Genomic DNA, 24,781 nt, shown 5'->3' on the forward strand with positions numbered 1-24,781 from the left:
TTACCTCCAAATAAAAAATGCCTGCACTCCTTTTAAAAGGAATACAGGCATGTGAATTGGCAGTATAAAAAAAGCATACTGAAACACAAAAAACAATAGGTATCATTGTCCCGCCTATACTTCTCCCTCCGAAAAGCAAGTGTCGTTTAAATAAGCAGGTTTCCTGACTTAAGCTTCTTGTTACTCTTACACCTTCCCAATTTCTCAGTGGCATTGTAATTTCATCAGCTCTTACAGTAGCGGGGGCTGTACTAGACTTTCACTAGTTTCCCTATTACCTCACAAATGTGAGCACTTATTTAAAGTATTTATTAAATTTTTTTATAACTATATCATATAATCTCGAAAGTTAACATACTATTTTTTTTGATAGCTTTCGACCTCGGATACTTTTTATTGGATAAATTCGTTCTTTGAAATTTTTCAAACACTTCCATAATCCAAGGTTTTTGTAAATGGCTTTTTTCAAGAATTTCTCTTTTATTAAAAACCTCAACGGCCGTTCCTTGAGCTAACAAATGCCCATTGTTTAAGACGATAACCTCATCTGCCCACTCATAAGCTAGATCTACATTATGTGTAGACAATAGAATTGATAGGTGAAAAAAGAGCTCTGACACAATAAAATTGTCAGAGCTTTTTAATTAATTCGTAGTATTTATTTCATATTTTTGTCTCTTAGAGCGAACGCTTATAAAGATAAATGAAGCGACTAAGAAAATGAAAAGAATGATTCCCACGATTTCGAAATCTAGTTCTGCCCAAGGGTTAAAGAAAGTAAATGCCAGATAGAAGGAAACTCCGTATGCTAAGAAGACAATCACCCACCCCATTAGTCTTGACGCAGCTTGACCGATTTTGCTGGACTGATTCACCATTTTATAAACAATCATGGAATCAATAGTATCTGTAATCATCATGCCAAACATAAAAACTAATCCTAAAAATAAAGGTGTGTATTTACCAGAGTTACTTGCTGCCATGGACCAGACAGCTGTTTGACTTACCGTTTCGGCAGCTAAGGCAAATAAAGCCCCTACTAAAATGATAAGAAAGGGATTTGTTGTTCCCTTCGCAACTTTCGGAATAAACTTTCCCTTTAATCCACTAAGTTGAAATTCTTCATTATTATTTTTAGTGCGTAACAGATTGTAAGTATTTAATGTGCCAATGAGGAATAAAGAAATAATGGATACCCATGATGCAAAATTATCAAAAACAGCTGGGAATGAAAAATTCTTTATCACCATTCCCAAAATCCCAGCCGTCACCGCTACCATTCCTCCATGACCAAATGAAAATAACGTACCAACCCAACGTGCAAATGGACTTCCCATTCTCCAGTTATAACGGGTTTGTCCATCAATAAAGGCAAGATGATCCGCATCTAACCCATGTCGAAGTCCCAATACAAAAACAAGTAAAAACAGTGATACAGTTTCCATTTAAAAATTCCTCCCTTTTATAAACAAAATACAACATAAAAAATCCTCAACCTTTGACAGATTGAGGATTTATGGGTACGTGCAAATAGACGACAAACTGGCAGAATACAATTGTCGTTTCATCTTCGTACACCTCTCCTTTCCGCGAAGGCTGTTTTGGTGTTACAACCTAGGTAGGTCTCCTGGCTTTTGAATCATCACGCTCTATCGTCTTCCCCAACTACATAGTTGAGTGACACAATGATAGAAAGCTCCTCAATTACAGTGGCGGGACCACTCGGGATTTTCACCCGATTCCCTGTTACCCCATGTTTTCACACGGGCACCTAGTTTGCTTATAATTTAATGTTCTAACATTATTATACTTGTAATCTTTAACATCTACCATCTAAATTTTTTCTAATGTATATATGAAGTTGTATTATACTGTATATCTGCTCCGTTAACTCAATAAGAAAACGGGATCGATCGCCGCAGCATCCCCTCTTTAACATAAGCACCATTTAGCTTAAGTACATTACTTCACAATATTGCGGTAGTGTGCATCATTTCTATTTCATATCTAATTGTAAAATAGGTATCCAACTAGTCCACATAATCTGAATTTGAATAGACTAATGATGTACCAAGACACATTTAGATGGAGGTCATTTAATGATGAAAAGAAATATTGGATATGGTGGTTTTCCATCAAATATCCCACCAAATATAATGCCTAGTCAGATTGCTCCTACACAACCTATGCCAGCACAATATTGCCCACCACCACCATGTCCACCTCAATACTGTCCGCCTCAAGTGTTTCCGGCTCAGTATGATCCGCCTCTAGTTTCACCGGGTCAGCAATATGTTAAAACAAATATATTTAATAAAGTAGTAACACATTTACATCCTTCTCACACCACCACAGTCAACAAGCAAATGATTAACCATCAACACTATTTCCCACATACGGAATCAGTTGTAAATGAATGCTGTGAAACACATACAATGTGCGGTGTGCCATATAATCCTTGTTGTCCTCCAAGACCATTTGGTTTCTAGTTAATATTTCTACCCTCATTTATGTGGATTTTCATTAGCAAGTTAATACAAATTTCATATACCTTAAACAGTCCGAGATAATAATCTTCCTGGGTGCCATATTGGTACCTTTTTCTCATTTGTGAATGGCATTGTAATATGCATTTATCTTGCGGTTCTCAATATTTCTTTGAAATACTCCATATTTGTCCATTTACATTTGATACAAGCTGGCATAATATTTCCCATTTCCTTTCGGAATGAATTTTTAGGTATCGGTATTAATAGTCTGTGATATTTGACTTAAAAAAAGAATTTTTCAACCTTTATTCAACTCCCTCAGTTTGATTCGAATATCTCTTGAATGCTCACTTATTCTCAGGATATCATAACCTCTATAATTAGAATGTCCATTCTCTGAACTACCAAAGGTGTCTAATAAAAAGAACTCTGAAAAACAAATGACCTTTGTTTTTCAGAGTTCTTGGGTGGTTAATAAATAAAACTACTCCTGTAATTTAACTTTTACCTTCCTTTGTTGCTTTCCTTCACTTTCTGTCTGATGGTCATTTTTTATAAAAAAGGAAAGAATGAGGGCTAGTAGTGAAAGGATGGATACGACCATAAAGGCGACATTGGCCCCATACATATCCGGATAGGAAATCTCTGGGCGCTCCTGGGCATTTTCCGCCGTGGTCGTCATAACCGTGACAAGTATGGCAGTACCAACAGAGGCTGCGATCATCTTCATCGTATTATCCACTGCCGCTCCATGAGGGATTAATTGTTTGGGTAACTGGTTTAAGGCAGATGTTGCCACTGGCATCATTACCATTGAAAAACCAAACATTCTGACCCCGTATAAGACAGTAATATAGGTCATCGTTGTCGAAGGACCTAAATTCGTAAAAGCAAACGAAGATGCCGTCATAATTGTTAAACCAATCATTACTAACCATCTCGCGCCGATTTTATCAAACACTCTCCCAATAATTGGTGCCATCAATCCACTGATTAGTGCCCCAGGTAATAGTGCGATCCCTGCCTCCACTGCCGTAAATTCGCGCATCCGCTGCATAAATAAAGGGATAATCGTCTCTGCCCCAATCAGTCCCATAAAGCCAATCATACCAATGATAATGGCAAATGGGAAAACAGAATATTTAAATACACCGAATTCAAGCATAGGATGTTTCAGTCTTAACTGTCTTGTAATAAATAGAACCAGTGACAATCCCCCGATTCCTAACGTTAAAAGCGTGGTGGGGTTTACCCATCCATAATTTCCTGCACTAGTAAATCCATACAACAAGCCGCCAAAACCTAGTGTAGATAACACAATGGAAATAACATCCATTTTCGGCTTTGATACCTCAGTTACATTTTTTAAAGCAAAGAAAGCAACAAGAATATCAATAAGAGCAATCGGCAAAATGATAAAAAACAGGACTCTCCATGAAAATTGTGATGTCACCCAACCTGACAGTGCTGGACCAATTGCCGGCGCAAAGGATATGACCAGACCGACCAACCCCATTGCTGCACCACGTTTATTGACTGGAAAAATCATCAGAAATACCGTTGTCATTAAGGGAAGCATAATCCCTGCCCCGCCAGATTGTATAATCCTTCCTAATAAAAGTAGTTCGAAGTTAGGAGCTATCCCGCCTACAAGGGTTCCCACGGCAAAAATGCTCATCGCCGAGATAAACAGCTGCCTCGTGGTAAACCGTTCTAATAGAAATGCACTAATTGGGATCATAATCCCATTAACTAGCATAAATACAGTTGTCAGCCACTGAGCGCTATTAGCGGTTATATGCATTTCTTCCATAATTGGAGGTATCGCTGTAATCATCAAAGTTTGATTTAAAATAGCAATAAAAGCTCCTGCAAGCAAAAGCGCAACGATCGTCGATTGTTTATTTCTTGATATCGCCATCTATCCATCCCCCATTCCTATTTTCTTTCTTTATGATGGTGAGTTTCGCTTTTAGACTAAGCAAAAAACGTACTTTTACAGATTAACTGATTTATCCAAAAAGTGCCAATTTAATGCTCTTAGTTTTAGCCACTTTCCATGTGCAACCCTGCCACAAAAAAGAGCCCTTTCCCCACAAAGGGAAAGAACTCCTAATTTACGCTAGTTAATTGACTCGCTTCGGACCTGCCCACTCCAAGTCAATTATTCAATTGATTTTTCAGAATATATTTGGAAATTTTTCAATAAAAAAATCGAGTGGAGATTATCATCCCGCACTCGATATTCTTACTTCTTAATTTTGTAATTTTTATGGTTGACTATAGTTGTCAGTGGCTCATCTTTATCCTTCGAAAAACCATATTGGACCATAACGGAATTTTCCCTAATCCCAGAAACGACACCTTCAAGGTTTTTTCCATCCCGTTTAAAGGAAATTGTATCGCCTAACTTTGCCGTTGCCATTCCATCACCTCGACAATATCGTATCCATAAATTCCCGAAAAAATACTTTTCAATTGCAAGTTCATAGCAAAAAGAAAAAGCCTTTGTAAGGATAAAGGCTTCGTGGGTTATTGTAGAAACCATTAATGGGCCATCGTGCCCTCTAGGATCATTTCGTTAATGGTCTTTCTAAATCCCCATATAATATCAGATAACATATCCAGGTCAATATCAACTTCTTTAATGTCCCAATAATTTTCATTTTTTCGGTGGTAAGTAAAATTCCCTTCTGGATACTTCATAATCGTAAGTGTACCTTTTGGATTAACCGTGTTTAATGTAAGAAAATATTTTATACCATCCTGTTGAGCATATCTCTCAAAGTCATGAAGAAATTCAGTTATTTCACTAATTCTCAAAATCATCACTACTCACTCCCAATCTCTTATTCTTAAAAACAATGTGTGAAAAAGTAACGTGAAGAATGGGGACAGGACACTTCACCAATAAGGTTATTGTATTGATTATAGAAGGAAAAAAATGTTATTTCAACTTAAATGTTAAATATCCAAGCATCTTTTCCTGATAATTGGTGTCAGGCACCACTATTTCTCAATAAACCATAAAATTTGGAATCCCATTTTTGTGTGTAAATCTGATATAGTTGTCTTTATGATGGAATGGAAAGGAATTTTGATATTATGAAATGTATTTCAATTGATCTAGATGGGACATTATTAAACTCTCAGCATGAAATTTCTGTGGAGAATGAGAAAGTTTTAAACGAATTAAAGGCTCAAGGTCACTGCCTTATTTTGAATACAGGACGGGCTTACGCAGATGTTATTAAATTAAAAGCTGTTCAAAATATGGAGATTCCGATTTTTTGTATCAATGGGTCCGTATTATATTCAGAAACTAGAGAACTAATGTATGAGGCTACTTTACCTATTTCAACCTACAAAAATATTTTAGAGAAACTAAAAGAACTAGGTGTGGGTATACTTGTTTACACGAATTATGGAGGTTTTCCTTCAACATTGCCTCCATTACACGGCAAAAGTAAACAGGAGTTGGATGAACTTTTTCAAACATTTAATTATGATGATATTCTCGAAAAAGACAATCTAAAAATCTATAAACTTATTGCATTGGTCCACCCTGATCAAGTAGAAGAAATCGAAAAAGTTAAAGCCGCCTTAGATGGGAAATTTGATATTTCTATGGCTTCTTCTTTTCCAAATAATGTGGAAATGACGTCGAGCGAAGCTCATAAGGGAAAAGCATTATTACGTTACCAGCAAATGATGAATCTTTCTTTTGAGGAAATTATTGCCTTTGGTGACGGCGGCAATGACCTTGCCCAATTTGAAGTCGCAACCACGTCTGTTGCAATGGGAAATGCCCCTGCCCTTGTTCAACAAAAAGCCGATATCATCACAAAAACTAATGACGAAGATGGTTTTTCCTATGCTGTTCGCGAACTCCTACAGTTATTAAATGCTAAAGAAACAATACTATGATAAAAGTTTTCACTTTACCATTTGATTATGCACAATTTGTCGGTTAATTTTCCTACGGTCTGTTAGACTTGTTCAGTCATTTAACATAGTGGAAAGCATACCCTTCTTACTAAAGGAGGGATTTTTTTATGAACAGAGAATTCGCAAATAAAACGTCATCCAGATCTTCTGGTATTTTTGGACTTATTTTTTGTTTTATTGGAATTGGATTCATGTTTATTAACGTATTGATTGGATCGATTATCGTTATTCTTGCCCTCGTCATTTTTCTAATTATGTATTTCTTTGGCAATGACACCACGGTTATTTGTCATGAAAAAGGGTTTACTGTCACCATCGCGAACCAAAGAAAAGGTACATTTATTAATGAGTATACCTGGGAAGACGTAACGGACACCATTTATTATGAGAAAGAATCGGCAGGTGAAAATAATACCACCACATGTTATTTCCAGGTAAAAACAGAAAACGGCATCGCCTTTAATGTATATCAGATGAAGAACTTCCATGACCTTATTGAACTCTTTAACCAAAATACAACTCACCTTGCATTCTTTTGGGAAAAACCAACAGGCATGCTTAAAACTGGTTATCATAAACAAACGCGCGTCCCGAATAATTAGTAAAAGGTGTCAGGCACCATGTGAAGAATTCACATGGTGCCTGACACCTTTATGTTTTTAGACATTAAAGTGCATTAGGGGTGGTATGAGGAGAGCTCCCCAAATTAAGGTAATTAAAGCTGCGAAGATCATGGCAAGGGATGAGAAGGTTGCTTCTTGTTTCCCGTATTCAAACGCTTTGTTTGTTCCTGCACCATGGGCACCCATGCCTAAGGCAAGGCCTTTGGCGATAGGTGTTTTAATGGATAGTCCTTTGATCACCGATGGCCCGACAATGCTGCCAATAATACCTGTTATAATGACGAAAACAGTTGTCAAGGTAGGCAGACCGCCAATTTCTTTTGATACCTCAATGGCAATCGGTGTTGTAATCGACCTTGGAAGCATCGATGTGATAAAGTCATATTTTAAGTGAAACAATTTCGACAAACCAAAAGTAGATAAAATTGCCACTAATGATCCGGAGGTAATACTAATTAAAATCGTACCCACATATTTTTTTATAATCTTTAAGTGTTTATAAATCGGTACAGCAAACGCAACTGTTGCTGGTCCCAGTAGATGTGACAGCCATTTTGTATCCTCTAGGTATTGATTAGCTGAGACATGAGTTATGGAAATCAAAATAATTAATAAAATAGGAGCCAGCAATAAAGGATGGAAAAGGAACAGGCTCCATTTTGCATGAACCTTTTTCGACAGTCGGTAGATAAGAAAAGTTACAATCGTAAATAAAAACATCATCAATGCTGCTCACTCCTTTTCCCGCCCGTTATTCTTTCAGCAATCAGTGCCGTAATTCCCATAACAATTATCGTACTAATCCCTATCAAGCCCACGATTTCTGCACCTTCAACACTTAGAATTTCATCATAATTTACAATCCCAACTGCTGATGGGACAAAGAAAAGCAACAGCTCGGCTAGCAGCCAATTTGCTCCTTTTTCCACCCATTCCAATTTGATTATTTTGATGTAAAGCGCGAGAAATAGAAGGCACAATCCGAACATAGACGCAGGGATAGGAAGCGGAATTACCTCTTTCAGTGCCGCGCCCAGAAATAAGAATACATGTAAAAATAATACCTGTATGATAATCACTCCAAGTTTCATCGAAAAAATCCCTCCATCATGCAAAAAAGGAGCTAAAAGACTCCTTTTCATTCCGAAATTAACTATAGAGTATATCGTACGCTGATTTTCGCCATTCGTAAAATACATATATCGAATGATTTTCATAACTGAAAGTTATAATGGATCTTTTAAGATAAAATCAATAAAGGTTCGACCTGCATTAGAAATATAGCGGTCTTTCTTCGTGATGACTGCCAGTCTCCAGAGAATATCTTCCTTCAGCTCAATGACCCTTAAATCTGGGTTAAATGCCCGGTTACAAATTGATCGAGGCAGAATCGTGATTCCGAGATTAGCAGCCACCATTTCCGTCATTAGGTCCCACTGCGAACTCTGAAACAAAATTTTGGGCTCAAACCCCACTTTGATAAACTGATTTCTCATAATTTGATTTAAGGCAAATTCTTCATGGTAAAAGATAAACTCCTCTTCTTTTAGTTCCTTAATGTCTACGACTTTACGCGATGCCAGACGATGGTCTTTAAAGACCAACAATTTCATTTCTTCTTCAACAATGGGATAAACATCAAACTGCTCTTCATCAATTGGCAGTACCGCAACACCAAGCTCGAATTCCCCTTCCTCGACACTCTTTACCACTCGAGCACCACCATACTCGGTAATTTTTAATTCTATTTTGGGAAAGGCATGATGAAACTTAGCGATTACCCTAGGAAAAAATAAACTGCCAATAATAGGAGGCAGTCCAATTTCAATCTGCCCCCTAGACAGGTTCGTGATGTCATTTAATGTCGTTTTCATTTCAGATAAGATTCCGGCCATTTTCTGAGCATATTCTAAGACAATTTTCCCTGCATCAGTCAGGTCACTTGTCTTATTCGTACGAATAACCAACGTCATCCCTAGCTCTTCCTCTAATGCTCGGATTGACTTACTAAGGGCTGGTTGTGAGAGATGCATGCTCTCCGCCGCTTTTGTTATACTTTTATGCTTAGCCACTTCAATGAATAATTGTAATTGTCTTAATTCCAAAGCTTACACCTCTGAAAAATTAAATTCTCCTAAGAAATTCCTTCATCTTCTCATCCAGAAGTATAAATGCTTTCTTTAATTCAATCTTAGGAATTTTAGAATACATATCACCGATGCTTATTTCAAAAGAACTGGACGCCTGGTCTACTTCTTTAAGATGACCGGTTAAACCAATACCAGTTTCCTCGTAAAATTCAACTAAAATCGACTCTATCTCCTCTTTTGAACCATTAATATGGACGTGAAACATATTAGAAACAGGTTCCATAGGCTTTGTCACTATTCCAGGGCATTGATTATAGTATCCTGCAAGTTCCTTCGCTTCATGAAAATATTGTTCCATCTTACCAATGTTTTGATCAAAATAGTAATCCGCACTAAGAATATATGGATAAAGACTAATCAAATCACCGCCATGTCGCCGTTTCCAGACTTTTGATTGTTCGGTAAAAGCTTGATCACCAGCAAGAATGGCTCCAGCAATCCCGCCAATTCCTTTGTAAAAAGACACATACACACTATCAAATAAAGTACATACTTCCGCAGCAGTCTTTTCATAGTAAGGAAGAATTTCAAAAAGTCGCGCTCCATCCAAATGCAATTTAATCCCTTTTTCACGACAATAAACAGAAATTGCCTCTAAGGTTTTATAATCTGGAAGTTGTCCGCCAATCTCCCTTTGTGGTAATTCCAACAATAAGCAGGAGATCTCCTCTTTTAATTCCAAGACATCACCCAATTGGATCACACGATTCTTATCTGCCAATAAGACAGTTTCTATTTGATGCAATTCTTTCAGACCATCTTCTTCATGAATCTCTAAATGACTCAACGGATGATAAGCAACTTTCTTTGTTCCCTTTTGATCACACCAAATTCTTAAGGAGATCTGCTGGGCCATCGTTCCACTCGGAAAAAATACTGCCGCTTCTTTTCCTAAATATTTAGCCATCTTCAATTGGAAGTCTTCAATGATTTTTCCATTCCCATAAATATCACTTTCCACTTGTCCATCGATGTCATTAAGTACCGCTTTTAATGTTTGAATATCCCTAGAGCCATGCCCAGGGACCTTATATTTTGCTTTTTTATAAGCTTCTAATATGGTATTATTTTCGGTCAATTTACTTTGCCTCCTTTTTTGTGGTTTTTTTGCACAAAAAAAGACTCCCAAAAGAGAGTCTTTTTATATTTTGGTTCAATTATGCTTTACGAACGTTAGTAGCTTGAGGTCCACGTTGACCTTGTTCTACTTCAAATGTAACTGCTTGACCTTCGTCTAAAGTTTTGAAACCTTCGCTTTGGATAGCTGAGAAGTGTACGAATACATCGTCTCCTGCTTCGCGTTCGATGAATCCGAAACCTTTTTCTGCATTAAACCATTTTACTTTACCTTGTTCCATTGTTGTTTCCTCCTCGTGTGCTTAGCACACATTGTGTTACTATCCTTGCTCAGTTCTTTAAGACAGAAAGTTTAGCACTTATTATCCTACAACTAACAAAAATAATTCTTCTTTACTATAACAGAAAAATGATAGAAATGCAAATAGTTATTATCAAGGGAGTTTGTCTTTGTATTTTATAAGAAACATTTATGAAGTTCCTGAAACAAATTTATGAATTAACTTTTGTCCTGTTTCATTTTCTGCATATAAAAAGGATACTCGTTTGCCTTCTTTCAGTGATGGTAATTGCTTGATGGCCTCCTCCGTTAACTGAAAAGCTACCTTTTTACCTTTGATATCGATTTCAATCGTATGAGGATCCATTTGACCAACGAGCACACCACTTCCTTGACTATACGAATTCTTTACGATTAGGTCAGTCACCACTTTAGCTTCTTCTTCTTTTGCCGTTAAGAACACCTCTATTTTATAGCGGCCATTAGGAATATCTGAAATCGTAAATTCCTTAGCTATTTCTTGATTACTTCCTAACTCTACTATCTTAATCGCTTGCGTTGACATGACCTCATCCGAATATTGTTTGACTTTCTTCCCTTGTAAATCATGAACAATATAATCTGCCTCTAACCCGCTAGGAAAAGTTAGCTTCTGTGACTTGTCTGAAAGATTTTTAACCGTGTATTTAATAATCATTGAGTTGTTCTCGGGCTTCGTTTCAATGGTGGCATGAAATTTTGCTGCTATCTCATGCTGTTCTGGTATCTCTGTCTTAGTACCTTCTGCATTGCCCTTTGGAGTAGTCCCTGACCCACACCCTGCTAAAAGGCCAATCATCAATGCTGAACCTAAAAGAGGGAACCATTTATTGTTTCTCATTTCAATCCTCTCCTTTTCCAAAAGGAATTTTGATAGTCTTAGCCATATAGTCGCCGAAATGCATAACAAAGTTACATGATTATTAAAATATTTTAGTTCGAAAATCCAATAAAACAAAAAAATTGCCATAAAAATAGGATAACTCCCTACATCTACGGCAACTTTTTTAGGATATGTTTTATTTCGAATTCAATTCCTCTAATAAAGGAAAAAGTTCCTCTAAATGGTTAATCTCATAAGTTGGAATAACTTCGTTTCTCGCTTTCTCATGTCGGTTAATCCAGACTGTCTTGATTCCTGCTCGATTCGCACCAAGAATATCGGTCATGAGATTATCTCCCACCATAATGACCTCATCCTTATCGACCGACAATAACTCAAGCGCGTGTTCAAAAATGGTCGGGTCCGGTTTCCCTCTGCCAAAATCCCCTGAAATAACAATGTGGTCAAAATAGGGAACAAGTTCCGGCGTGATCTCCAATTTTGTATTTTGAAGATCTGGTGAACCATTGGTTAACAGCAACAGTTGATAATTCCCTTTTAACCTATCAAGAATTTCAAATGATTCCTCATAAACAAAAGGTAATTTTCTGCGTTCCTGTGGAAAACGTTCCGCCAGCTCCAAACCAAAATCGGCATCGTCCACACCCACAGCCTTCAAACCGGCTGTCCAAGCATCTTTCCGGTAGACAGGCACCATTTCCTTCATTTTTCTAAACTCATCATGATCATCTAAAAAGTTCCCCCACAGCCCTTCAAACGGATTGATTCCAATCATTTGCGTGAAAGGGTAAAATTCATAGCCAGCATAAATACTTCTCGCAGCTTCGCGAACGGCCTCTTCTAATTGATCCGCATTAAGCCCATACCGCTCCTCTGCTACTTTACAGGTAGCAACAAAAGCTTCCTTTACACTTTTTTGATCCCAAAGCAGTGTATCATCTAAATCAAAAAAAATCGCTTTAACCATCTTAATCTTCCCCTTGTCCAAGATATATTTTTCTAGTTTACCATTTTACAAATAAAAAATATATCATTCTGAATTTTTTATTTTTTTAAAAGAGAAGATTTCCGATTTTTAGGATGATATTGTTAAAACATGGTTTTTGGATGTAAATTCATGAAGGGCCGGATCTACGGTAACATTATTTCCGACAACTATTAAATGTATGTCCGGATCCTTTGAGACAAGGATGACACCTTTCTTAATCACTGTTTGGCTGCCAATGACCGCATTTTCAATCCAAGCGTTCTCTTCAACGATGGTATTTGGCAGTATAACAGCATTCTTGATTCGCGCCCCCTTTCCAACCTTCACCCCGCTAAACACAACAGACTTTTCGATTGTGCCGTATATTTCACAGCCTTCACTTAGTAAACTTTGCTGTGCTTTTGCGGCTTGATCCAAATACAAAGGGTCCGCATTATTTTCGACAGTATGGATTTTCCATTCTGGATTTTGCAGGAAGATGTTCGTTTCCTTATTTAAAAGATCTAAATTAGCATCCCAAAAACTCCGGACCGTCCCCACATCTTTCCAATAGTTGTTGAAATAATAGGCATAGAGCCCACGTCCATCACACAGCATAGATGGAATAATATCCTTGCCAAAGTCTCGATTTGTATATTCTTTTTGCTCCTCTTGCAGCAAGTACTCTTTTAATACTGGCCATTTAAAAATATAAATACCCATTGATGCTAAATTCGTCGTCGGATGTTCCGGTTTTTCTTCAAAATCGATAATTTTATAGCTTTCCTCATCTATTTTTATGAGTCCAAAGCGGCCGGCATCTTCCCACGGAACTTCAACGACAGCGATGGTACAATCCGCGTTCGTTTCAATATGCTGTTCAAGCATTAAAGAATAATCCATTTTATAGATTTGGTCTGCAGAAAGAATCAGAACATGCTCTGGCTTTTGCTGCTCGATAAATTCAATATTTTGAAAGACAGCATGCGAAGTCCCTTCATACCATTCTACTCCAGAGTTATTGCGTTGAAATGGCGGGAGAATCGTCAGGCCCCCGTGACGATTATACAAGTTCCAATAGCTGCAATGACCAAGATGCGAATGAAGCACGTAGGGTCTGTATTGTGTTAAAATGCCCACAGTTTCAATTCCGGAATTCATGCAGTTACTTAAGGCAAAATCAATGATGCGGTACTTCCCACCAAAGGGGACTGCTGGTTTAACTAATGATTTTGTCAGCAGGTTTAACCTTGTACCCTTCCCGCCAGCCAATAACAATGCAATCCATTTTTGTTTTTTCATTGTTACCCTCCTCGAAAAATTAGTTCCTTAAATGTGCCATCAATAACATCTTCCTCTACTTTTATTATCTCCGTTTTCTTCCATTTTTCCGTTGAACCTGTTACAGCTTTGTGAAAGTGACCAGCTTTTTTATCGACACTAACAGTAAGCAAACTCTAATATTAGCTAGTATTGTCGAAATCTTAGGAACTGAATTTTTCCCATAACAAAAAAAACTGCCATTTCCTGACGATTACCTCGACATTGAAATGGCAGTTCTTTTAATATTTGCTCTTAATTAAGGATTCGTTTCTCTCCTTCAATTGCTTTGATCGGATCGATATTTTGGGTGAATTCAAGCGTACCGAAATAGTTTCCATTCTCATCACGGACCGCAAAGTAGCGAATATAAACATATTTATCCTTGAACTTAATCCAAAAATCTTCACAATCTTTTTTGCCAGACTTAAAGTCTGCCAACAACTCCTCTACAACATGAACACTTCTTGGGGGATGACAGTTTTGGACAGTTCTGCCAATGACAGCTTTCGTCCGCGCAAAAATTCTTTCTTTCCCGTGTGAGAAATAACGGACCACATCATCCTGATCAATAAAAGTGATATCAACCGGTAAATGGTTTAATAACAACTCCAGCTGCTTTAAGGAGAGAATCCCTGTTTCCAACTTAATATACCCTTCAGAGATGGCCTTTTCTTCTAAGGCTTTTCTCTCCGGCTTCCAAACCTCGGTAGAATCGATCAGGCAAAAACCAATTTCATCACTTTCATGGGCTATTTTGACCCACTCTTCTTCCGTAAAATTATTTAAGGCCATCGGGAAAAGGATGTTCTCTTCCTTATAAATCATCCCTGATACTTCTTGAATGACATAATTTAAAACGGCAATAACGGCTTCCTTATCACCATGATAATTGGCAAGTTTCTGCCTGCTATCCTTTATCGCGTCCCGAATGAAATCATCAATTCTCCACATGTTCGTAGTCGGACCAAAGATCCCGTACTTTTCTAAATAAGGAAAAATCAAATTCTCTTTACGGCTATAGTGCTTTTCAATATCCAGCAATAGATTGATATCTTCCATTAGTTTATAGATATTCTCTGTAGAATCTTCTTTCATAAATTCCTCAAAATGGACCTGAAGCTTCATAGTTATCAGATTATCGATTTCTTGATTCTCGAGCTTAAAAGTATGAACGGGATGCCCTGTCTGTTCTTCGGGTCTTCCGTTTTGGAGTGCATCTTCCTCAATTGCTCCTTGAAAAATAGCCGAATGCTGATGATAGATATGTTGAAGTTCTCCAGCTGAAATAATTCCCTCTTCGACAAAATCATGTTGGAGTTGAGTAATTTCATCAATGGTTATTTTTCCGATAAAGGCATCAAAATGGGCTTTAACCTCGTCCAAGTTTCGGCCTTGATGAAGATCGACAAACAGTTGTTTTAATATGGCTAAACGTTCAGTATTTTTACTAATTATTTGTTCACGATTATTAATGATTTCACTCATAATAAGATTCTCCTTCACAGTGGCAAAGTACTTTTGATATTTGTTCTCATTAGTAACTTACCACTTCAGAAAATCCTTGTTAGTGATTAACATCATTAGTAACAAGCTAATTGTGAAAACTTTAGGAACGAGCTTTTGACAGCACAGTTATTTCGTGTTATATTTATTTCGAATTAGAGATAAATTAATTCAAGACAATATTTCCATCTTTTTTTGAAGATACTATTAAAATAAATGATTATTATAGAGGGCACTGGGAGGAACGACAATGAATGGATTAAAAGGTATACATCACGTAACCGCGATTACAAGTAGTGCGGAAAAAAACTATGAATTTTTCACCAATGTCTTAGGGATGCGCTTAGTCAAGAAAACTGTTAACCAAGATGATATTCAAACTTATCATTTATTCTTTGCTGATGATGTTGGCAGTGCCGGGACCGATATGACCTTTTTTGATTTTCCTGGGATTCCGAAAGGAGTTCACGGAACCAACGAGATAGCAAAAACATCCTTCCGTGTCCCTAGTGATGCGGCGATTGAATATTGGGTGAAACGCTTTGATCGTTTAGAGGTAAAACATACAGGGATTAAAGAACAATTCGGTAAAAAAACCCTGTCGTTTGTGGATTTTGATGACCAGCACTATCAATTAATTTCAGATGAAAATAATCAAGGGGTTGCAGCTGGTACCCCATGGCAAAAAGGCCCTATTCCATTAGACTATGCGATTACAGGATTAGGCCCGATTTTTGTTCGTGTCGCAAATTTTGACTACTTTAAAGAAATGATGGAAAAAGTCCTTCTCTTTAAAGAAATAGCAAATGAAGGATCGTTTCATTTATTTGAGGTGGGTGAAGGCGGAAATGGCGCACAAGTGGTTGTCGAGTATAATGTGATCCTCCCTCAAGCACGCCAAGGCTTCGGGACAGTCCATCATGCGGCTTTCCGTGTTGACGATCGCTCTGTATTAGAAGAGTGGATCGGACATATGGAGAGCTTTGGCTTCCAAACGTCAGGGTTCGTCGATCGTTTCTTCTTCGGTTCCTTATATGCGAGAGTAGCACCACAAATATTATTTGAGTTTGCAACCGACGGTCCAGGATTTATGGGCGACGAGCCTTACGAAACACTAGGCGAAAAATTATCCTTACCGCCGTTCTTAGAACCCAAACGGGCACAAATTGAGAGTATGGTTCGTCCAATTGATACCACCAGAAGTACCAAAGAATTCATTAAAGAATAATACAAAGAGCGAGGCTATGATAAATATAGCGTTAATAATTATACTAAAACTTAATAACAATCACCTGAAACAGCCTTTTTCTGAATGAAGAAGGCTGTTTTCTATTCCATCACTTTATAAAAATATAGAGCAAAATATATAGCAAATACGATTACTATTTGTTATGACATTACCAAAATATACTATAAAAATGACCTCATTTACAACAACGAAAAATACGAACTCCAAATGCTGTATGGTTTCAGAAAAGACCTTCAATTGAGACTGGCAAGTGAAGACTGCAACTTCTGCATGTATGACCCATTTGGAAAGAACTGGTATGTTTATTTTATGCAGCGTCTTACGGAAAGACCGCAAAACATAAACCTTGTAGCAAAACAAGGCTTTAATAAAAAAACAATACCATGATGGACTAAGCTGCTGATGGCTTTGCATTAGGAAGATTATCGAAAGTAAACAAGGGAAAAAAATAAAGATTTCTTTATCAAAGGCCCTGATCGACAAATATGAGCAGGGCTATATTTATGTGCTGTTGTATAGGATGAGCAAGTTACTGCTGATTCATATCATAGCATTTTTTAAAATGGAATAGATTCGCGTTGTGAACAATCTCCGTAATATAGTTCATGGTAATCTCCACTGCCTCTTGAAACTCATAGCTTTTGCGATTATTAAGGATATTTGTAAACATCCCCTGCCATATTAAAATGGTTAATTCATTAATCGCATCAACGTTTTCCTTTTTAATATATCCCTCTCTTAGGGCAATTTCTAAAAAGGATCTCCCCCGTTTTGATACATTCCGTTCAAAGAGAATAATCTTTAACTCCTCAGGAATGTTAATCAAATCAGCAGGATAGATTTTATAATATTCTTCAAGCAGCTTCTCGGGTTGATCCCCTAAATCCATAATAAATACTGCATGAAAAATCTGTGGCTGCCTAAAGGAGTGAATACAAAAACATTCCCAAGCCAACAAGTACTTTTCAATGGGATTTTTTCCTTTTTCAATATAAACAGCTACCTCATCTGTGTAGGATTTTAAGAATTTCATGGAAGCAAAAAAGATCAGATGGGAGATCTCAGAAAAATAGTTATAAATGGTTGCACTATTATAACCTGCTTTATCCGCCACTTTCCTGATCGTTACATTCTCTAAACCCTCTTCTTCGATAATTTCAGCTGTAGCGTCCACAAAGTATTTCCACATGCGGCTCAATTGTATTTCCTTTTTTTTCATTGCTTACTCCTTACATATTTTATATCAATATAAGTATTTCGGTCTTAGGCGAAGTAAGATCTAAAAAAGATGATAGAAAAATTATACCAAACTATGGCATGGAAGCCCAAAAAAAGACCTGCAATGGAACGGGTTCAAAATGAAGAACTGGCGAAAACAAAACGTTTATCGCCAGCTTCTTTTCATTTTAGGGACTCATTCTAACCTGCTTTCTTTTCTTTCATTTCTTTCCTCTGAAGGGCAATCTCGTGTCGTTTTTCTTTCGTTACTCTTTGCCAAATGACAGCGGTAATCAACCCGACGATCGTCAATCCTAATAAAATGGCAAATAATACCTTATACCCTGTTGTACCACCCCAGTGGTCCAAACAAGCCCCGGCAATGATTGGCATAAAGATTTCCCCGCTGTACCCGATGATCATTAATGGCATCGCGACGGTTCCTGTTGTTTCAACTGGATAGTCTCCTTCCACTAATATCGCGAAGTGCGTCGCCTGTAAGGCATACATGGATACATAAACAACGGCGATAAAGACCAACAGCATTAAGATCAGAGAAGGCTTTCCAGGTAATAAGATAAGGGCGGCTAAACCGGCTGCCAATAAACTATAGGCAATGATGACCATATTCGAAATCCCAATTCGGTCCCCGATAATTCCAGAGGTGAAACTTCCAACTGGGCGGCAGTATTGTGAAAAGTAACCCAGTGCTGCGGCAATGATGGTGGAAGCACCAAAGGCTGCCGTTGCATATGGGGTAATATAATAGAAACTATTGATCATTGCATAAGACGTCAAAATAAGAACGGCTGCCAGCCAGGTTGTTGGCATTTTTAGAATCTTCCAAAGTACATCCCAATTAAATTTTGTATGATCTTTTTCGTTTGCATGAACACTGCTGTTGTTTTGTTCAGGATCCTTATATATGAACATAATGATGATTCCTAAAAGAATACAAAACACGGAATAGAAAATAATCACAGTGGACAATGCCACCTTGTCACTTAGCTGCTTTGAAACAAAGGCAAAGAGTCCTAATACCAAAGCAGATTCGATGACTTTGGCAGCACCGCGTCCACCTTCAAAAAAGCCGAATGCTTTTCCTTGTTCATTTTCATTTGCTAATGACCGGACGGCTTTAATTAACGCTACCCAAAAGGTCATGATGGATGTTATTCCCCAAGCTCCATAAATTAAGAGCAATACAGAGTAAGGGGGATACAATAGTAAGGTAAAGCCTAGAGTTCCTGTCACGATTAAGGAGAGCGTCAATAAGTGTTTCGTTTTCCAGCGATCTGCCACATACCCTGCAAAGATATAGGAAATCAAACAAGCAATACCAAATACACTTCCGAGCGAACCCATTTGTGTATTGGTTAAGTGAAAGTCCTTTAGAAATACATCATAATAATAATTCCGGAAATATGGCAATGTATAAATCATTTCACCTGCAATGATTAAAATGATTAAAGTAGGTATATTTTTCTTAAGTCTTCCTTCCATCTCTTATCCCCCAATCGCGGGATTTTTAAAGTCCCACGCGTTTAATTTTTTGGTCCCAATTCTTCTGAAATGCGGGTTCGTCATTTTCTTTTACATCCATTTCGCCCACGATGATAAAGTTTTCACCATCAGAAGTTTGCGTAACGGCTATGTCAGCGTCAATCCACCAGCCCTCGCGGCCAATTCTCATTTTTTGATAAATAGTATATTTTGCGGAAAGAGGATCAGCATTAGATAATGTCAACTCCCGCTTCAAATTGTGTTCAACTGTAACATCAATTTCATCAAAGCGATAAACCCCTTCGCCAAATACCCCGCCGACACCATCCGTTATGCAAGTCCACGTATCGGTTACAAGATTGTATGAAATCGAACGATCGACTTTGCCCTCTGAAAGAAGGGTTATCGGAGTTAATGGCGCGCTTTGAGGACTCATATTTGGCCCTGCTGTCAGGCTGCCCTTAAAGATTGGCAATGAAAACTTAGCGGTTTCCAGATTCAATGTAAGTGTTGCATCCTCCGGCATGGTCCAAAACATTGGCCATAAAGTGGTGGCAATCGATAAACGCACCCGGTGCCCGGCTTTAAATTTATGTCCGCAGCAGTCGAGATTCACATAGGCATTTACCTTCTCATCAGCGGCCAGCAAGTCTACCCGATCATGTCCATTTAAATGGGTTAAGTTCATTACACCATAGGAAACTCGGGTAACGGCTCCGTCCGGTGCCACATCTGATAACTGCGCAAAGAGCATTGCTTTTGGTTTGTCACTCGATAATTGTACTTCAAATCTCGGGTAGCCTACTATTTCTAATGGGTTTTCTAAATTATCACTTTCAAATACCATCGCCATTCCATCATCTAATCGCTGGTCTGACGGACTTTCTCCAAGTACTCCGGCACCCATCCATTCACCTGATAAAAGGCCGTGATTTAAAGGTGTTTTTAATATCACCTGTTCTTCTTTTTCATTTCTTCTTTCTAGCAATTTTCCATGAGTCAATTGATACGTTTTCGTGAGAACTTCAGTGGATGGCCATGATTGAAGTCCAACCCACGCACCTTTACTAACCGGTTTAATGGAAGAAGGAGGCATGCTTTCCTCAAGCCATACATCGATCATTGGTCCGTCGATGCAATCGTTTTCGATTCCTTTTAGCCAATGATCCCACCATTTAACAGCCTCTTGTAAAAAGCCCATCGCAGGTCCCGGAACTCCATCCTGAGGATAAACATGTGCCCATGGACCGATTATCCCTTTTCTAGGAACCGAAAGTCCTTTCATTAAACTGAATACGGTATTTGTATAAGAATCTTCCCAGCCATCGATGGCAAGAACGGGCACTTCAATGTCATCATAGTTTTCACAAACTGAACCATGCTTCCAATAGGCATCTCTCGTTTGGTGCTCCATCCACTGCGCCATCCATAACGGCATATTTTCTAGTCGTTCCAGCCATTTTTCCCGCCAGCTATCGCCAACAATATGAGGATCGAGCGGACGCACCTGATAGGCCAGCATAATGTTTCCCCACCAGAAATTATCGTTTAACAGGCAGCCGCCTTTATAGTGAATATCATTGTTATAGCGGTCATCGGTAAATCCAAGAGTAATAATAGCTTTTAAATTTTTGGGTCTTCTAGCTGCGACTTGAAGGGAATTAAAGCCTCCCCAAGATTTACCCATCATCCCGATGTTTCCATCACACCAAGGTTGATTTGAAATCCATTCTATTACTTCCAGGGCATCATCTTGTTCTTTCTTTAAGTATTCATCCATTAGCAGACCATCGGATTCCCCCGAACCTCTCATATCCACTCTGACTGCTGCATAACCATGTCCCGCAAAATAACCATGCATCGGTTCATCTCTTGTCCTTGTTCCGTCTGTTTTTCGGTAAGGAATGTACTCTAAAATGGCCGGTACTTTTTCACCTTCCGGAACTTCAGGCAGCCAGATCCGACTGGAGAGTCTCGTACCGTCTTTTAAAACAATCCAAGTGTTTTCAATCGCTTGATACGCATAAGGAAAATTGGTGATAATTTCTCTATCTTTACATTCCGTTGACATTTTAACATCCCTTTCTTCCTCTTCCGCTGTAAAGAGGTTAAAGTACCTTCCAAAAACTTTAATCGTAGTTAAAAAAGTAATCAAAACCAATTTATAATCATGATTACAAAAATTAATATGATTAGTATAGCATCTGAAAATATGTTGCACAACTCAAAATTTTCAAAAAAATCAATTTTACTTTGGAATACAGGGAGTATAAACCCCGGTCGCCATTGATACCTCCAGAAGTACCAAAGAATTCATTAAAGAATAATACAAAGAGCGAGGCTACGATGCCCCGCTCTTTGTTCATTTAAAAGCTTATGAATTAGTATCTTTTTTCATTTCTTGTTCTAATTGTGCGATGCGCGCATCAATTGTACTGCGATAAAATGAGCTGTTCACTTGGTGCTCTAAGCGGTCAAGATAGTTTTCGATTTCCTTAAACTTTGTGTATGAATTATCAGAGTATGAATGGGAATCGAGCACTTGGTTGATTTGAAGATTCGCGCGAGTCACATTTTCTCGGCCCATTAATTCCATGCGGCGAAGATGCATATCTTTTACCTTATGCTTCATTTCCTCATATTTTCTTTCTAAATCACTTAGCTGCCCATTAACTTGTTCTAAGGATGTACCTAGACGGTTTGCTCGTTCGGTATATTGTTGCTGCTCTGCTGCCGCGAACTGATATAACTCAGTTTCACCTGCTTTTGAGGCAACTTCGGCCTGGTATGTTCTTTTTTCAGCTAGTTCGGCTGCTTGCTGGTATTCTTTTTGAAATTCATCCTTTAAGGTATACTGGCGCTCCAACAGCTTCCGGACCTTTTCGGTTTCCTGTTCACATTGGCGAAGGTATTGATTAAGAAGAGCGATTGGATTTTTCTTCTCCTTGTGATCAATCACCTCGTGTAAATCTGCTGTAATTGTGTTTTTAATTCTTGTAAATAAGTTTGTCATGTTATTCTCTCCTTTTTTTATATGGTTTTATTTTTTAATTCATTCCACTGCTTTTCAAAATTGATGAATGGATCTGATTCTTCTTTTTCAAAATTCTCCTTGCTACTATTCCATTTTTTGTAGACTAGGTATAGCACATATGCAGCTGCAACACCAATGATGGCAGGAATATTGTGTAGAGAAGCGATCAGGACAATCCCCCCAATAATCGCTAAGCCAATTTTCCAACCGGTTGATTCTGTTTTTAGGAACTTTTTGTAGATGAAATATAATAGAACTGCACTTACAATCAATCCTAGCATGGGACCAATAGTTGAAAGTAGGACGATTGCTGCAACCCCACCTGCTAAAAGTAAACCAAATTTTTTCATTTTGTTTTCCTCCTTTGTTTATCTTGATATCATCTTACCTTTTTTCCTTAGTAATCATAATTGCGCCTAAGCTTGATTTTTCACTCGGTCCCAAGACGTAGAAAGGGTCAGTCCTTTACAACATTATGTCGTGAAGGACTGACCCGTATTATATTCAGCTTTATTAATAAGCCTTTTTCCATTCCAGAACCATTTATCCTCTTTTAGATAGACCCCGCCAAGCCACCAATCACGTTCTATTAACTCAAACCGGCTTTTTTGTATATCAAGACCATTAGAAGTTAACCTAAGTTTGGCTAAGGGTTCTGGGCTCTCATGGTTAGGTAGTGGAACATCACATTTCAACAATGGGCATGGCCCCTTCATCAACTCATTTAGCATAGCTGCAAAATAAAGATCACTTATACCATCGTTACTTCTTTTTTGAGTAATGGCTTGGAATAATTCAGTAAAGGAGCAAGTATTTTTATCAAGATATTTAATCACGAAGGTTTCTACCTCATTTAGACCTGTATGTATTGAAGGAAAGAAGCTTAAATGAGATCGTAATGCTTGTTTTAAAAAAGGTAATTTTTGTTTTGAGGCTGCAATCCATGTTTCAATCTCCACGGGATTCTTTGAGGTATATGCCTTCCAGCCCGTAATTGCTTCTTTCATCTGGTCATCTGAAATAGGCTGTCTCTCATTATAAAAAAGTTCTTCCAATTGATGTGAAGTTAATTGCCCAAGGCCATAAAACTGCTCTTCCCCTTCATACTCATTAATGGTCACCATTGATAAGCTCTTCATTTCTTTTTTTGACAGTTCATTAAGCAAATACATTAACATCGTTTGATCATAACGATCGTGCTCAAACCAAAGAACAATTTCTGTTTTCTTTGGAATCTCAGAAAGAAATCGATTTTGTTCTTTACAATTCTGGATGAATAACGCAGCTGGAATCGCTAACTTTTTTTCAAAAAAATGGGCGCGACAACAAATCGAATTTTCACCGGAAATGTCATGGGAGAGTGGACCAAAATCATACATTTCCCGCCAAATCAGAACATCTCCAGGAAGATCTCCAATCTTATTCCCCACCACATCCCCATTCACAATATGTATCATAGCAATACCTCCGCTGTTACTAGCATAAATCTATTTTAGCATGAAAATACATATATCCTTCTAATATATGAATGGCCCAGTAGGTTGCTAATAAGGGATTGCATATTACTGATAGCCTATGCATATCGTTTTAAGACGGGAAAAGGAGTGATGTTATGCTTAGTATCGAAGCAACCAAGAAAATTGAGAGTATTGCCCATCCAAAAGTCCAAAACATCGTTAGAACTTGTGTGGAACAAGGATGTCAATTCAAACCACATCCAAGTAATCCTAACTTAGTTAATTTATTTGACCCTGTCCGCAGGAAAAATATCATTGGAGATTTAAATCTTTTAAGTGAAAGAGGCTATTTTACTTTGGAAGTGGAAAATGGACGTTTCAAAACTTTCCGAAATGAAGTGTTGGGATTGGATATCGATCGCGAGGATTTTGAATACAAGGTATTACGACGATTGAGGCGATAATTTTATTATGTAACCGCGTGGAAAAGGACAATGAATTTTAAACTCATTGCCCTTTTTTATTTATCCGTGAAAAAATACGAAAAACAAAAAAGACAACCTTTTTCAGATTGTCCTTTTCGTGCCTGGCAACGTCCTACTCTCACAGGGACGCGTGTCCCAACTACCATCGGCGCTGAGAAGCTTAACTTCCGTGTTCGGTATGGGAACGGGTGTGACCTTCTCGCCATTGCTGCCAGACTATTTATTTGAGGTTTCATTCCCTCAAAACTAGATAATGCAGAAGAAGTTTTTTGTAAACTCGAGATTGCCTTAAAATTGGTTAAGTCCTCGAACGATTAGTATCAGTCAGCTCCACATGTTACCACGCTTCCACCTCTGACCTATCAACCTGATCATCTTTCAGGGTTCTTACTAGCTTGCGCTATGGGAAATCTCATCTTGAGGGGGGCTTCATGCTTAGATGCTTTCAGCACTTATCCCGTCCGCACATAGCTACCCAGCGATGCTCTTGGCAGAACAACTGGTACACCAGCGGTGCGTCCATCCCGGTCCTCTCGTACTAAGGACAGCTCCTCTCAAATTTCCTGCGCCCACGACGGATAGGGACCGAACT

At 38.1% G+C, this 24,781-nt stretch carries 26 protein-coding genes, 2 rRNA genes and 2 riboswitches; of the genes, 5 read left to right on the forward strand and 23 right to left on the reverse strand.

The annotated features are described in order from the left end of the window. Nucleotides 1-136: 136 nt before the first annotated feature. A riboswitch (cobalamin riboswitch) is annotated at nucleotides 137-314 on the reverse strand. A gap of 18 nt (nucleotides 315-332) precedes the next feature. Next, nucleotides 333-587, reverse strand: coding sequence for a hypothetical protein (locus tag BR30_RS38315; protein WP_155929024.1), 255 nt, complete (start codon nucleotides 585-587; stop codon nucleotides 333-335). A gap of 57 nt (nucleotides 588-644) precedes the next feature. Further along, nucleotides 645-1,445, reverse strand: a complete 801-nt coding sequence (locus BR30_RS0132330; protein ID WP_026568664.1) for a HoxN/HupN/NixA family nickel/cobalt transporter — start codon at nucleotides 1,443-1,445, stop codon at nucleotides 645-647. 155 nt (nucleotides 1,446-1,600) lie between these two features. Beyond that, nucleotides 1,601-1,790: riboswitch (cobalamin riboswitch) on the reverse strand. 309 nt (nucleotides 1,791-2,099) lie between these two features. On the opposite strand from BR30_RS0132330, the gene BR30_RS0132335 reads away from it, so the two are divergent. Then, entirely contained in the window at nucleotides 2,100-2,489 is a 390-nt protein-coding gene (locus tag BR30_RS0132335) for a CotD family spore coat protein (protein ID WP_442853017.1), read from the forward strand. 484 nt (nucleotides 2,490-2,973) lie between these two features. Here BR30_RS0132335 and BR30_RS0132340 read toward each other — a convergent pair whose 3' ends face one another. From BR30_RS0132340 to BR30_RS0132350, 3 genes are all read right to left on the reverse strand, one after another. Continuing rightward, nucleotides 2,974-4,410 (reverse strand): DHA2 family efflux MFS transporter permease subunit, encoded by a 1,437-nt coding sequence (locus BR30_RS0132340; RefSeq protein ID WP_026568666.1) that lies wholly within the window; start codon nucleotides 4,408-4,410, stop codon nucleotides 2,974-2,976. Nucleotides 4,411-4,737: 327 nt separating this feature from the next. Further along, nucleotides 4,738-5,037 (reverse strand): DUF2187 family protein, encoded by a 300-nt coding sequence (locus BR30_RS38320; protein ID WP_051633879.1) that lies wholly within the window; start codon nucleotides 5,035-5,037, stop codon nucleotides 4,738-4,740. Beyond that, nucleotides 5,037-5,318 carry a hypothetical protein gene (locus tag BR30_RS0132350; RefSeq protein WP_026568667.1) on the reverse strand — a complete coding sequence of 94 codons (282 nt, stop codon included), beginning with the start codon at nucleotides 5,316-5,318 and terminating at the stop codon, nucleotides 5,037-5,039. The genes BR30_RS38320 and BR30_RS0132350 overlap by 1 nt, the downstream gene beginning before the upstream one ends. 276 nt (nucleotides 5,319-5,594) lie before the next feature. Here BR30_RS0132350 and BR30_RS0132355 point away from each other — a divergent pair, with 276 nt between their 5' ends. Next, nucleotides 5,595-6,416, forward strand: a complete 822-nt coding sequence (locus BR30_RS0132355; protein ID WP_026568668.1) for a Cof-type HAD-IIB family hydrolase — start codon at nucleotides 5,595-5,597, stop codon at nucleotides 6,414-6,416. A 128-nt stretch (nucleotides 6,417-6,544) separates the two neighbouring features. Next, the gene (locus tag BR30_RS0132360; protein ID WP_026568669.1) at nucleotides 6,545-7,039 is read left to right on the forward strand and encodes an SdpI family protein; all 495 of its coding nucleotides are present in this window, start codon (nucleotides 6,545-6,547) and stop codon (nucleotides 7,037-7,039) included. A 57-nt stretch (nucleotides 7,040-7,096) separates the two neighbouring features. Here BR30_RS0132360 and BR30_RS0132365 read toward each other — a convergent pair whose 3' ends face one another. From BR30_RS0132365 to BR30_RS0132410, 10 genes are all read right to left on the reverse strand, one after another. Further along, nucleotides 7,097-7,783: an LrgB family protein gene (locus BR30_RS0132365; protein ID WP_035446492.1), complete on the reverse strand. Its 687-nt coding sequence runs from the start codon at nucleotides 7,781-7,783 to the stop codon at nucleotides 7,097-7,099. Further along, the gene (locus BR30_RS0132370) at nucleotides 7,783-8,151 is read right to left on the reverse strand and encodes a CidA/LrgA family protein (RefSeq protein WP_026568671.1); all 369 of its coding nucleotides are present in this window, start codon (nucleotides 8,149-8,151) and stop codon (nucleotides 7,783-7,785) included. Before BR30_RS0132370 ends, BR30_RS0132365 begins: the two co-directional genes overlap by 1 nt. A 135-nt stretch (nucleotides 8,152-8,286) precedes the next feature. After that, nucleotides 8,287-9,165, reverse strand: coding sequence for a LysR family transcriptional regulator (locus BR30_RS0132375; RefSeq protein WP_026568672.1), 879 nt, complete (start codon nucleotides 9,163-9,165; stop codon nucleotides 8,287-8,289). Between the two features lie 19 nt (nucleotides 9,166-9,184). Next, entirely contained in the window at nucleotides 9,185-10,288 is a 1,104-nt protein-coding gene (locus BR30_RS0132380) for a threonine aldolase family protein (RefSeq protein WP_026568673.1), read from the reverse strand. 79 nt (nucleotides 10,289-10,367) lie between these two features. After that, nucleotides 10,368-10,568: a cold-shock protein gene (locus BR30_RS0132385; protein WP_026568674.1), complete on the reverse strand. Its 201-nt coding sequence runs from the start codon at nucleotides 10,566-10,568 to the stop codon at nucleotides 10,368-10,370. A gap of 189 nt (nucleotides 10,569-10,757) precedes the next feature. Then, complete coding sequence (locus BR30_RS0132390) at nucleotides 10,758-11,447, reverse strand: BsuPI-related putative proteinase inhibitor (protein WP_026568675.1); 690 nt, start codon at nucleotides 11,445-11,447, stop codon at nucleotides 10,758-10,760. 178 nt (nucleotides 11,448-11,625) lie between these two features. Beyond that, the gene (locus BR30_RS0132395) at nucleotides 11,626-12,417 is read right to left on the reverse strand and encodes an HAD family hydrolase (RefSeq protein ID WP_026568676.1); all 792 of its coding nucleotides are present in this window, start codon (nucleotides 12,415-12,417) and stop codon (nucleotides 11,626-11,628) included. 108 nt (nucleotides 12,418-12,525) lie between these two features. Then, nucleotides 12,526-13,719, reverse strand: a complete 1,194-nt coding sequence (locus tag BR30_RS0132400) for a glucose-1-phosphate adenylyltransferase (RefSeq protein ID WP_026568677.1) — start codon at nucleotides 13,717-13,719, stop codon at nucleotides 12,526-12,528. Between the two features lie 2 nt (nucleotides 13,720-13,721). Further along, the gene (locus BR30_RS38325; RefSeq protein WP_231507887.1) at nucleotides 13,722-13,871 is read right to left on the reverse strand and encodes a hypothetical protein; all 150 of its coding nucleotides are present in this window, start codon (nucleotides 13,869-13,871) and stop codon (nucleotides 13,722-13,724) included. Nucleotides 13,872-13,992: 121 nt separating this feature from the next. Next, a complete protein-coding gene (locus tag BR30_RS0132410) occupies nucleotides 13,993-15,225 on the reverse strand; it encodes a DUF438 domain-containing protein (RefSeq protein WP_026568678.1) in 1,233 nt (410 codons plus the stop codon). A gap of 268 nt (nucleotides 15,226-15,493) precedes the next feature. Between BR30_RS0132410 and BR30_RS0132415 the strand changes: the two genes are divergently transcribed. Further along, nucleotides 15,494-16,471: a ring-cleaving dioxygenase gene (locus BR30_RS0132415; RefSeq protein ID WP_026568679.1), complete on the forward strand. Its 978-nt coding sequence runs from the start codon at nucleotides 15,494-15,496 to the stop codon at nucleotides 16,469-16,471. A gap of 550 nt (nucleotides 16,472-17,021) precedes the next feature. Here BR30_RS0132415 and BR30_RS0132420 read toward each other — a convergent pair. From BR30_RS0132420 to BR30_RS35065, 6 genes are all read right to left on the reverse strand, one after another. Then, nucleotides 17,022-17,711 carry a TetR family transcriptional regulator gene (locus tag BR30_RS0132420; RefSeq protein ID WP_026568680.1) on the reverse strand — a complete coding sequence of 230 codons (690 nt, stop codon included), beginning with the start codon at nucleotides 17,709-17,711 and terminating at the stop codon, nucleotides 17,022-17,024. 200 nt (nucleotides 17,712-17,911) lie between these two features. Next, nucleotides 17,912-19,213 carry an MFS transporter gene (locus BR30_RS0132425; protein WP_026568681.1) on the reverse strand — a complete coding sequence of 434 codons (1,302 nt, stop codon included), beginning with the start codon at nucleotides 19,211-19,213 and terminating at the stop codon, nucleotides 17,912-17,914. A gap of 25 nt (nucleotides 19,214-19,238) precedes the next feature. Further along, a complete protein-coding gene (locus tag BR30_RS0132430; protein ID WP_026568682.1) occupies nucleotides 19,239-21,284 on the reverse strand; it encodes a CocE/NonD family hydrolase in 2,046 nt (681 codons plus the stop codon). 303 nt (nucleotides 21,285-21,587) lie between these two features. After that, a complete protein-coding gene (locus BR30_RS0132435) occupies nucleotides 21,588-22,226 on the reverse strand; it encodes a PspA/IM30 family protein (protein ID WP_026568683.1) in 639 nt (212 codons plus the stop codon). Nucleotides 22,227-22,243: 17 nt separating this feature from the next. Further along, nucleotides 22,244-22,597 (reverse strand): lmo0954 family membrane protein, encoded by a 354-nt coding sequence (locus BR30_RS0132440; protein ID WP_026568684.1) that lies wholly within the window; start codon nucleotides 22,595-22,597, stop codon nucleotides 22,244-22,246. Between the two features lie 123 nt (nucleotides 22,598-22,720). After that, nucleotides 22,721-23,704 carry a DUF1835 domain-containing protein gene (locus BR30_RS35065; RefSeq protein WP_051633880.1) on the reverse strand — a complete coding sequence of 328 codons (984 nt, stop codon included), beginning with the start codon at nucleotides 23,702-23,704 and terminating at the stop codon, nucleotides 22,721-22,723. A 155-nt stretch (nucleotides 23,705-23,859) separates the two neighbouring features. Between BR30_RS35065 and BR30_RS0132450 the strand changes: the two genes are divergently transcribed. Beyond that, the gene (locus BR30_RS0132450) at nucleotides 23,860-24,168 is read left to right on the forward strand and encodes a hypothetical protein (RefSeq protein WP_026568685.1); all 309 of its coding nucleotides are present in this window, start codon (nucleotides 23,860-23,862) and stop codon (nucleotides 24,166-24,168) included. Between the two features lie 120 nt (nucleotides 24,169-24,288). Here the strand turns inward: BR30_RS0132450 and rrf are convergent. Next, nucleotides 24,289-24,405, reverse strand: a 5S ribosomal RNA gene (rrf, locus tag BR30_RS0132455). Nucleotides 24,406-24,483: 78 nt separating this feature from the next. Continuing rightward, nucleotides 24,484-24,781 (reverse strand): 23S ribosomal RNA (locus BR30_RS0132460); the annotation flags it as partial.

It is taken from the genome of Bacillus sp. UNC41MFS5 (assembly GCF_000686805.1).

What these genes read in the sequence shown, in the direction of transcription:
- BR30_RS0132330 (WP_026568664.1), bottom strand. Translation starts at nt 1,445, where the DNA reads ATGGAAACTGTATCACTGTTTTTACTTGTTTTTGTATTGGGACTTCGA.
- BR30_RS0132335 (WP_442853017.1), top strand. Translation starts at nt 2,100, where the DNA reads ATGATGAAAAGAAATATTGGATATGGTGGTTTTCCATCAAATATCCCA.
- BR30_RS0132340 (WP_026568666.1), bottom strand. Translation starts at nt 4,410, where the DNA reads ATGGCGATATCAAGAAATAAACAATCGACGATCGTTGCGCTTTTGCTT.
- BR30_RS38320 (WP_051633879.1), bottom strand. Translation starts at nt 5,037, where the DNA reads ATGGTTTCTACAATAACCCACGAAGCCTTTATCCTTACAAAGGCTTTT.
- BR30_RS0132350 (WP_026568667.1), bottom strand. Translation starts at nt 5,318, where the DNA reads ATGATTTTGAGAATTAGTGAAATAACTGAATTTCTTCATGACTTTGAG.
- BR30_RS0132355 (WP_026568668.1), top strand. Translation starts at nt 5,595, where the DNA reads ATGAAATGTATTTCAATTGATCTAGATGGGACATTATTAAACTCTCAG.
- BR30_RS0132360 (WP_026568669.1), top strand. Translation starts at nt 6,545, where the DNA reads ATGAACAGAGAATTCGCAAATAAAACGTCATCCAGATCTTCTGGTATT.
- BR30_RS0132365 (WP_035446492.1), bottom strand. Translation starts at nt 7,783, where the DNA reads ATGATGTTTTTATTTACGATTGTAACTTTTCTTATCTACCGACTGTCG.
- BR30_RS0132370 (WP_026568671.1), bottom strand. Translation starts at nt 8,151, where the DNA reads ATGAAACTTGGAGTGATTATCATACAGGTATTATTTTTACATGTATTC.
- BR30_RS0132385 (WP_026568674.1), bottom strand. Translation starts at nt 10,568, where the DNA reads ATGGAACAAGGTAAAGTAAAATGGTTTAATGCAGAAAAAGGTTTCGGA.
- BR30_RS0132390 (WP_026568675.1), bottom strand. Translation starts at nt 11,447, where the DNA reads ATGAGAAACAATAAATGGTTCCCTCTTTTAGGTTCAGCATTGATGATT.
- BR30_RS0132395 (WP_026568676.1), bottom strand. Translation starts at nt 12,417, where the DNA reads ATGGTTAAAGCGATTTTTTTTGATTTAGATGATACACTGCTTTGGGAT.
- BR30_RS0132400 (WP_026568677.1), bottom strand. Translation starts at nt 13,719, where the DNA reads ATGAAAAAACAAAAATGGATTGCATTGTTATTGGCTGGCGGGAAGGGT.
- BR30_RS0132410 (WP_026568678.1), bottom strand. Translation starts at nt 15,225, where the DNA reads ATGAGTGAAATCATTAATAATCGTGAACAAATAATTAGTAAAAATACT.
- BR30_RS0132415 (WP_026568679.1), top strand. Translation starts at nt 15,494, where the DNA reads ATGAATGGATTAAAAGGTATACATCACGTAACCGCGATTACAAGTAGT.
- BR30_RS0132420 (WP_026568680.1), bottom strand. Translation starts at nt 17,711, where the DNA reads ATGAAAAAAAAGGAAATACAATTGAGCCGCATGTGGAAATACTTTGTG.
- BR30_RS0132425 (WP_026568681.1), bottom strand. Translation starts at nt 19,213, where the DNA reads ATGGAAGGAAGACTTAAGAAAAATATACCTACTTTAATCATTTTAATC.
- BR30_RS0132430 (WP_026568682.1), bottom strand. Translation starts at nt 21,284, where the DNA reads ATGTCAACGGAATGTAAAGATAGAGAAATTATCACCAATTTTCCTTAT.
- BR30_RS0132435 (WP_026568683.1), bottom strand. Translation starts at nt 22,226, where the DNA reads ATGACAAACTTATTTACAAGAATTAAAAACACAATTACAGCAGATTTA.
- BR30_RS0132440 (WP_026568684.1), bottom strand. Translation starts at nt 22,597, where the DNA reads ATGAAAAAATTTGGTTTACTTTTAGCAGGTGGGGTTGCAGCAATCGTC.
- BR30_RS35065 (WP_051633880.1), bottom strand. Translation starts at nt 23,704, where the DNA reads ATGATACATATTGTGAATGGGGATGTGGTGGGGAATAAGATTGGAGAT.
- BR30_RS0132450 (WP_026568685.1), top strand. Translation starts at nt 23,860, where the DNA reads ATGCTTAGTATCGAAGCAACCAAGAAAATTGAGAGTATTGCCCATCCA.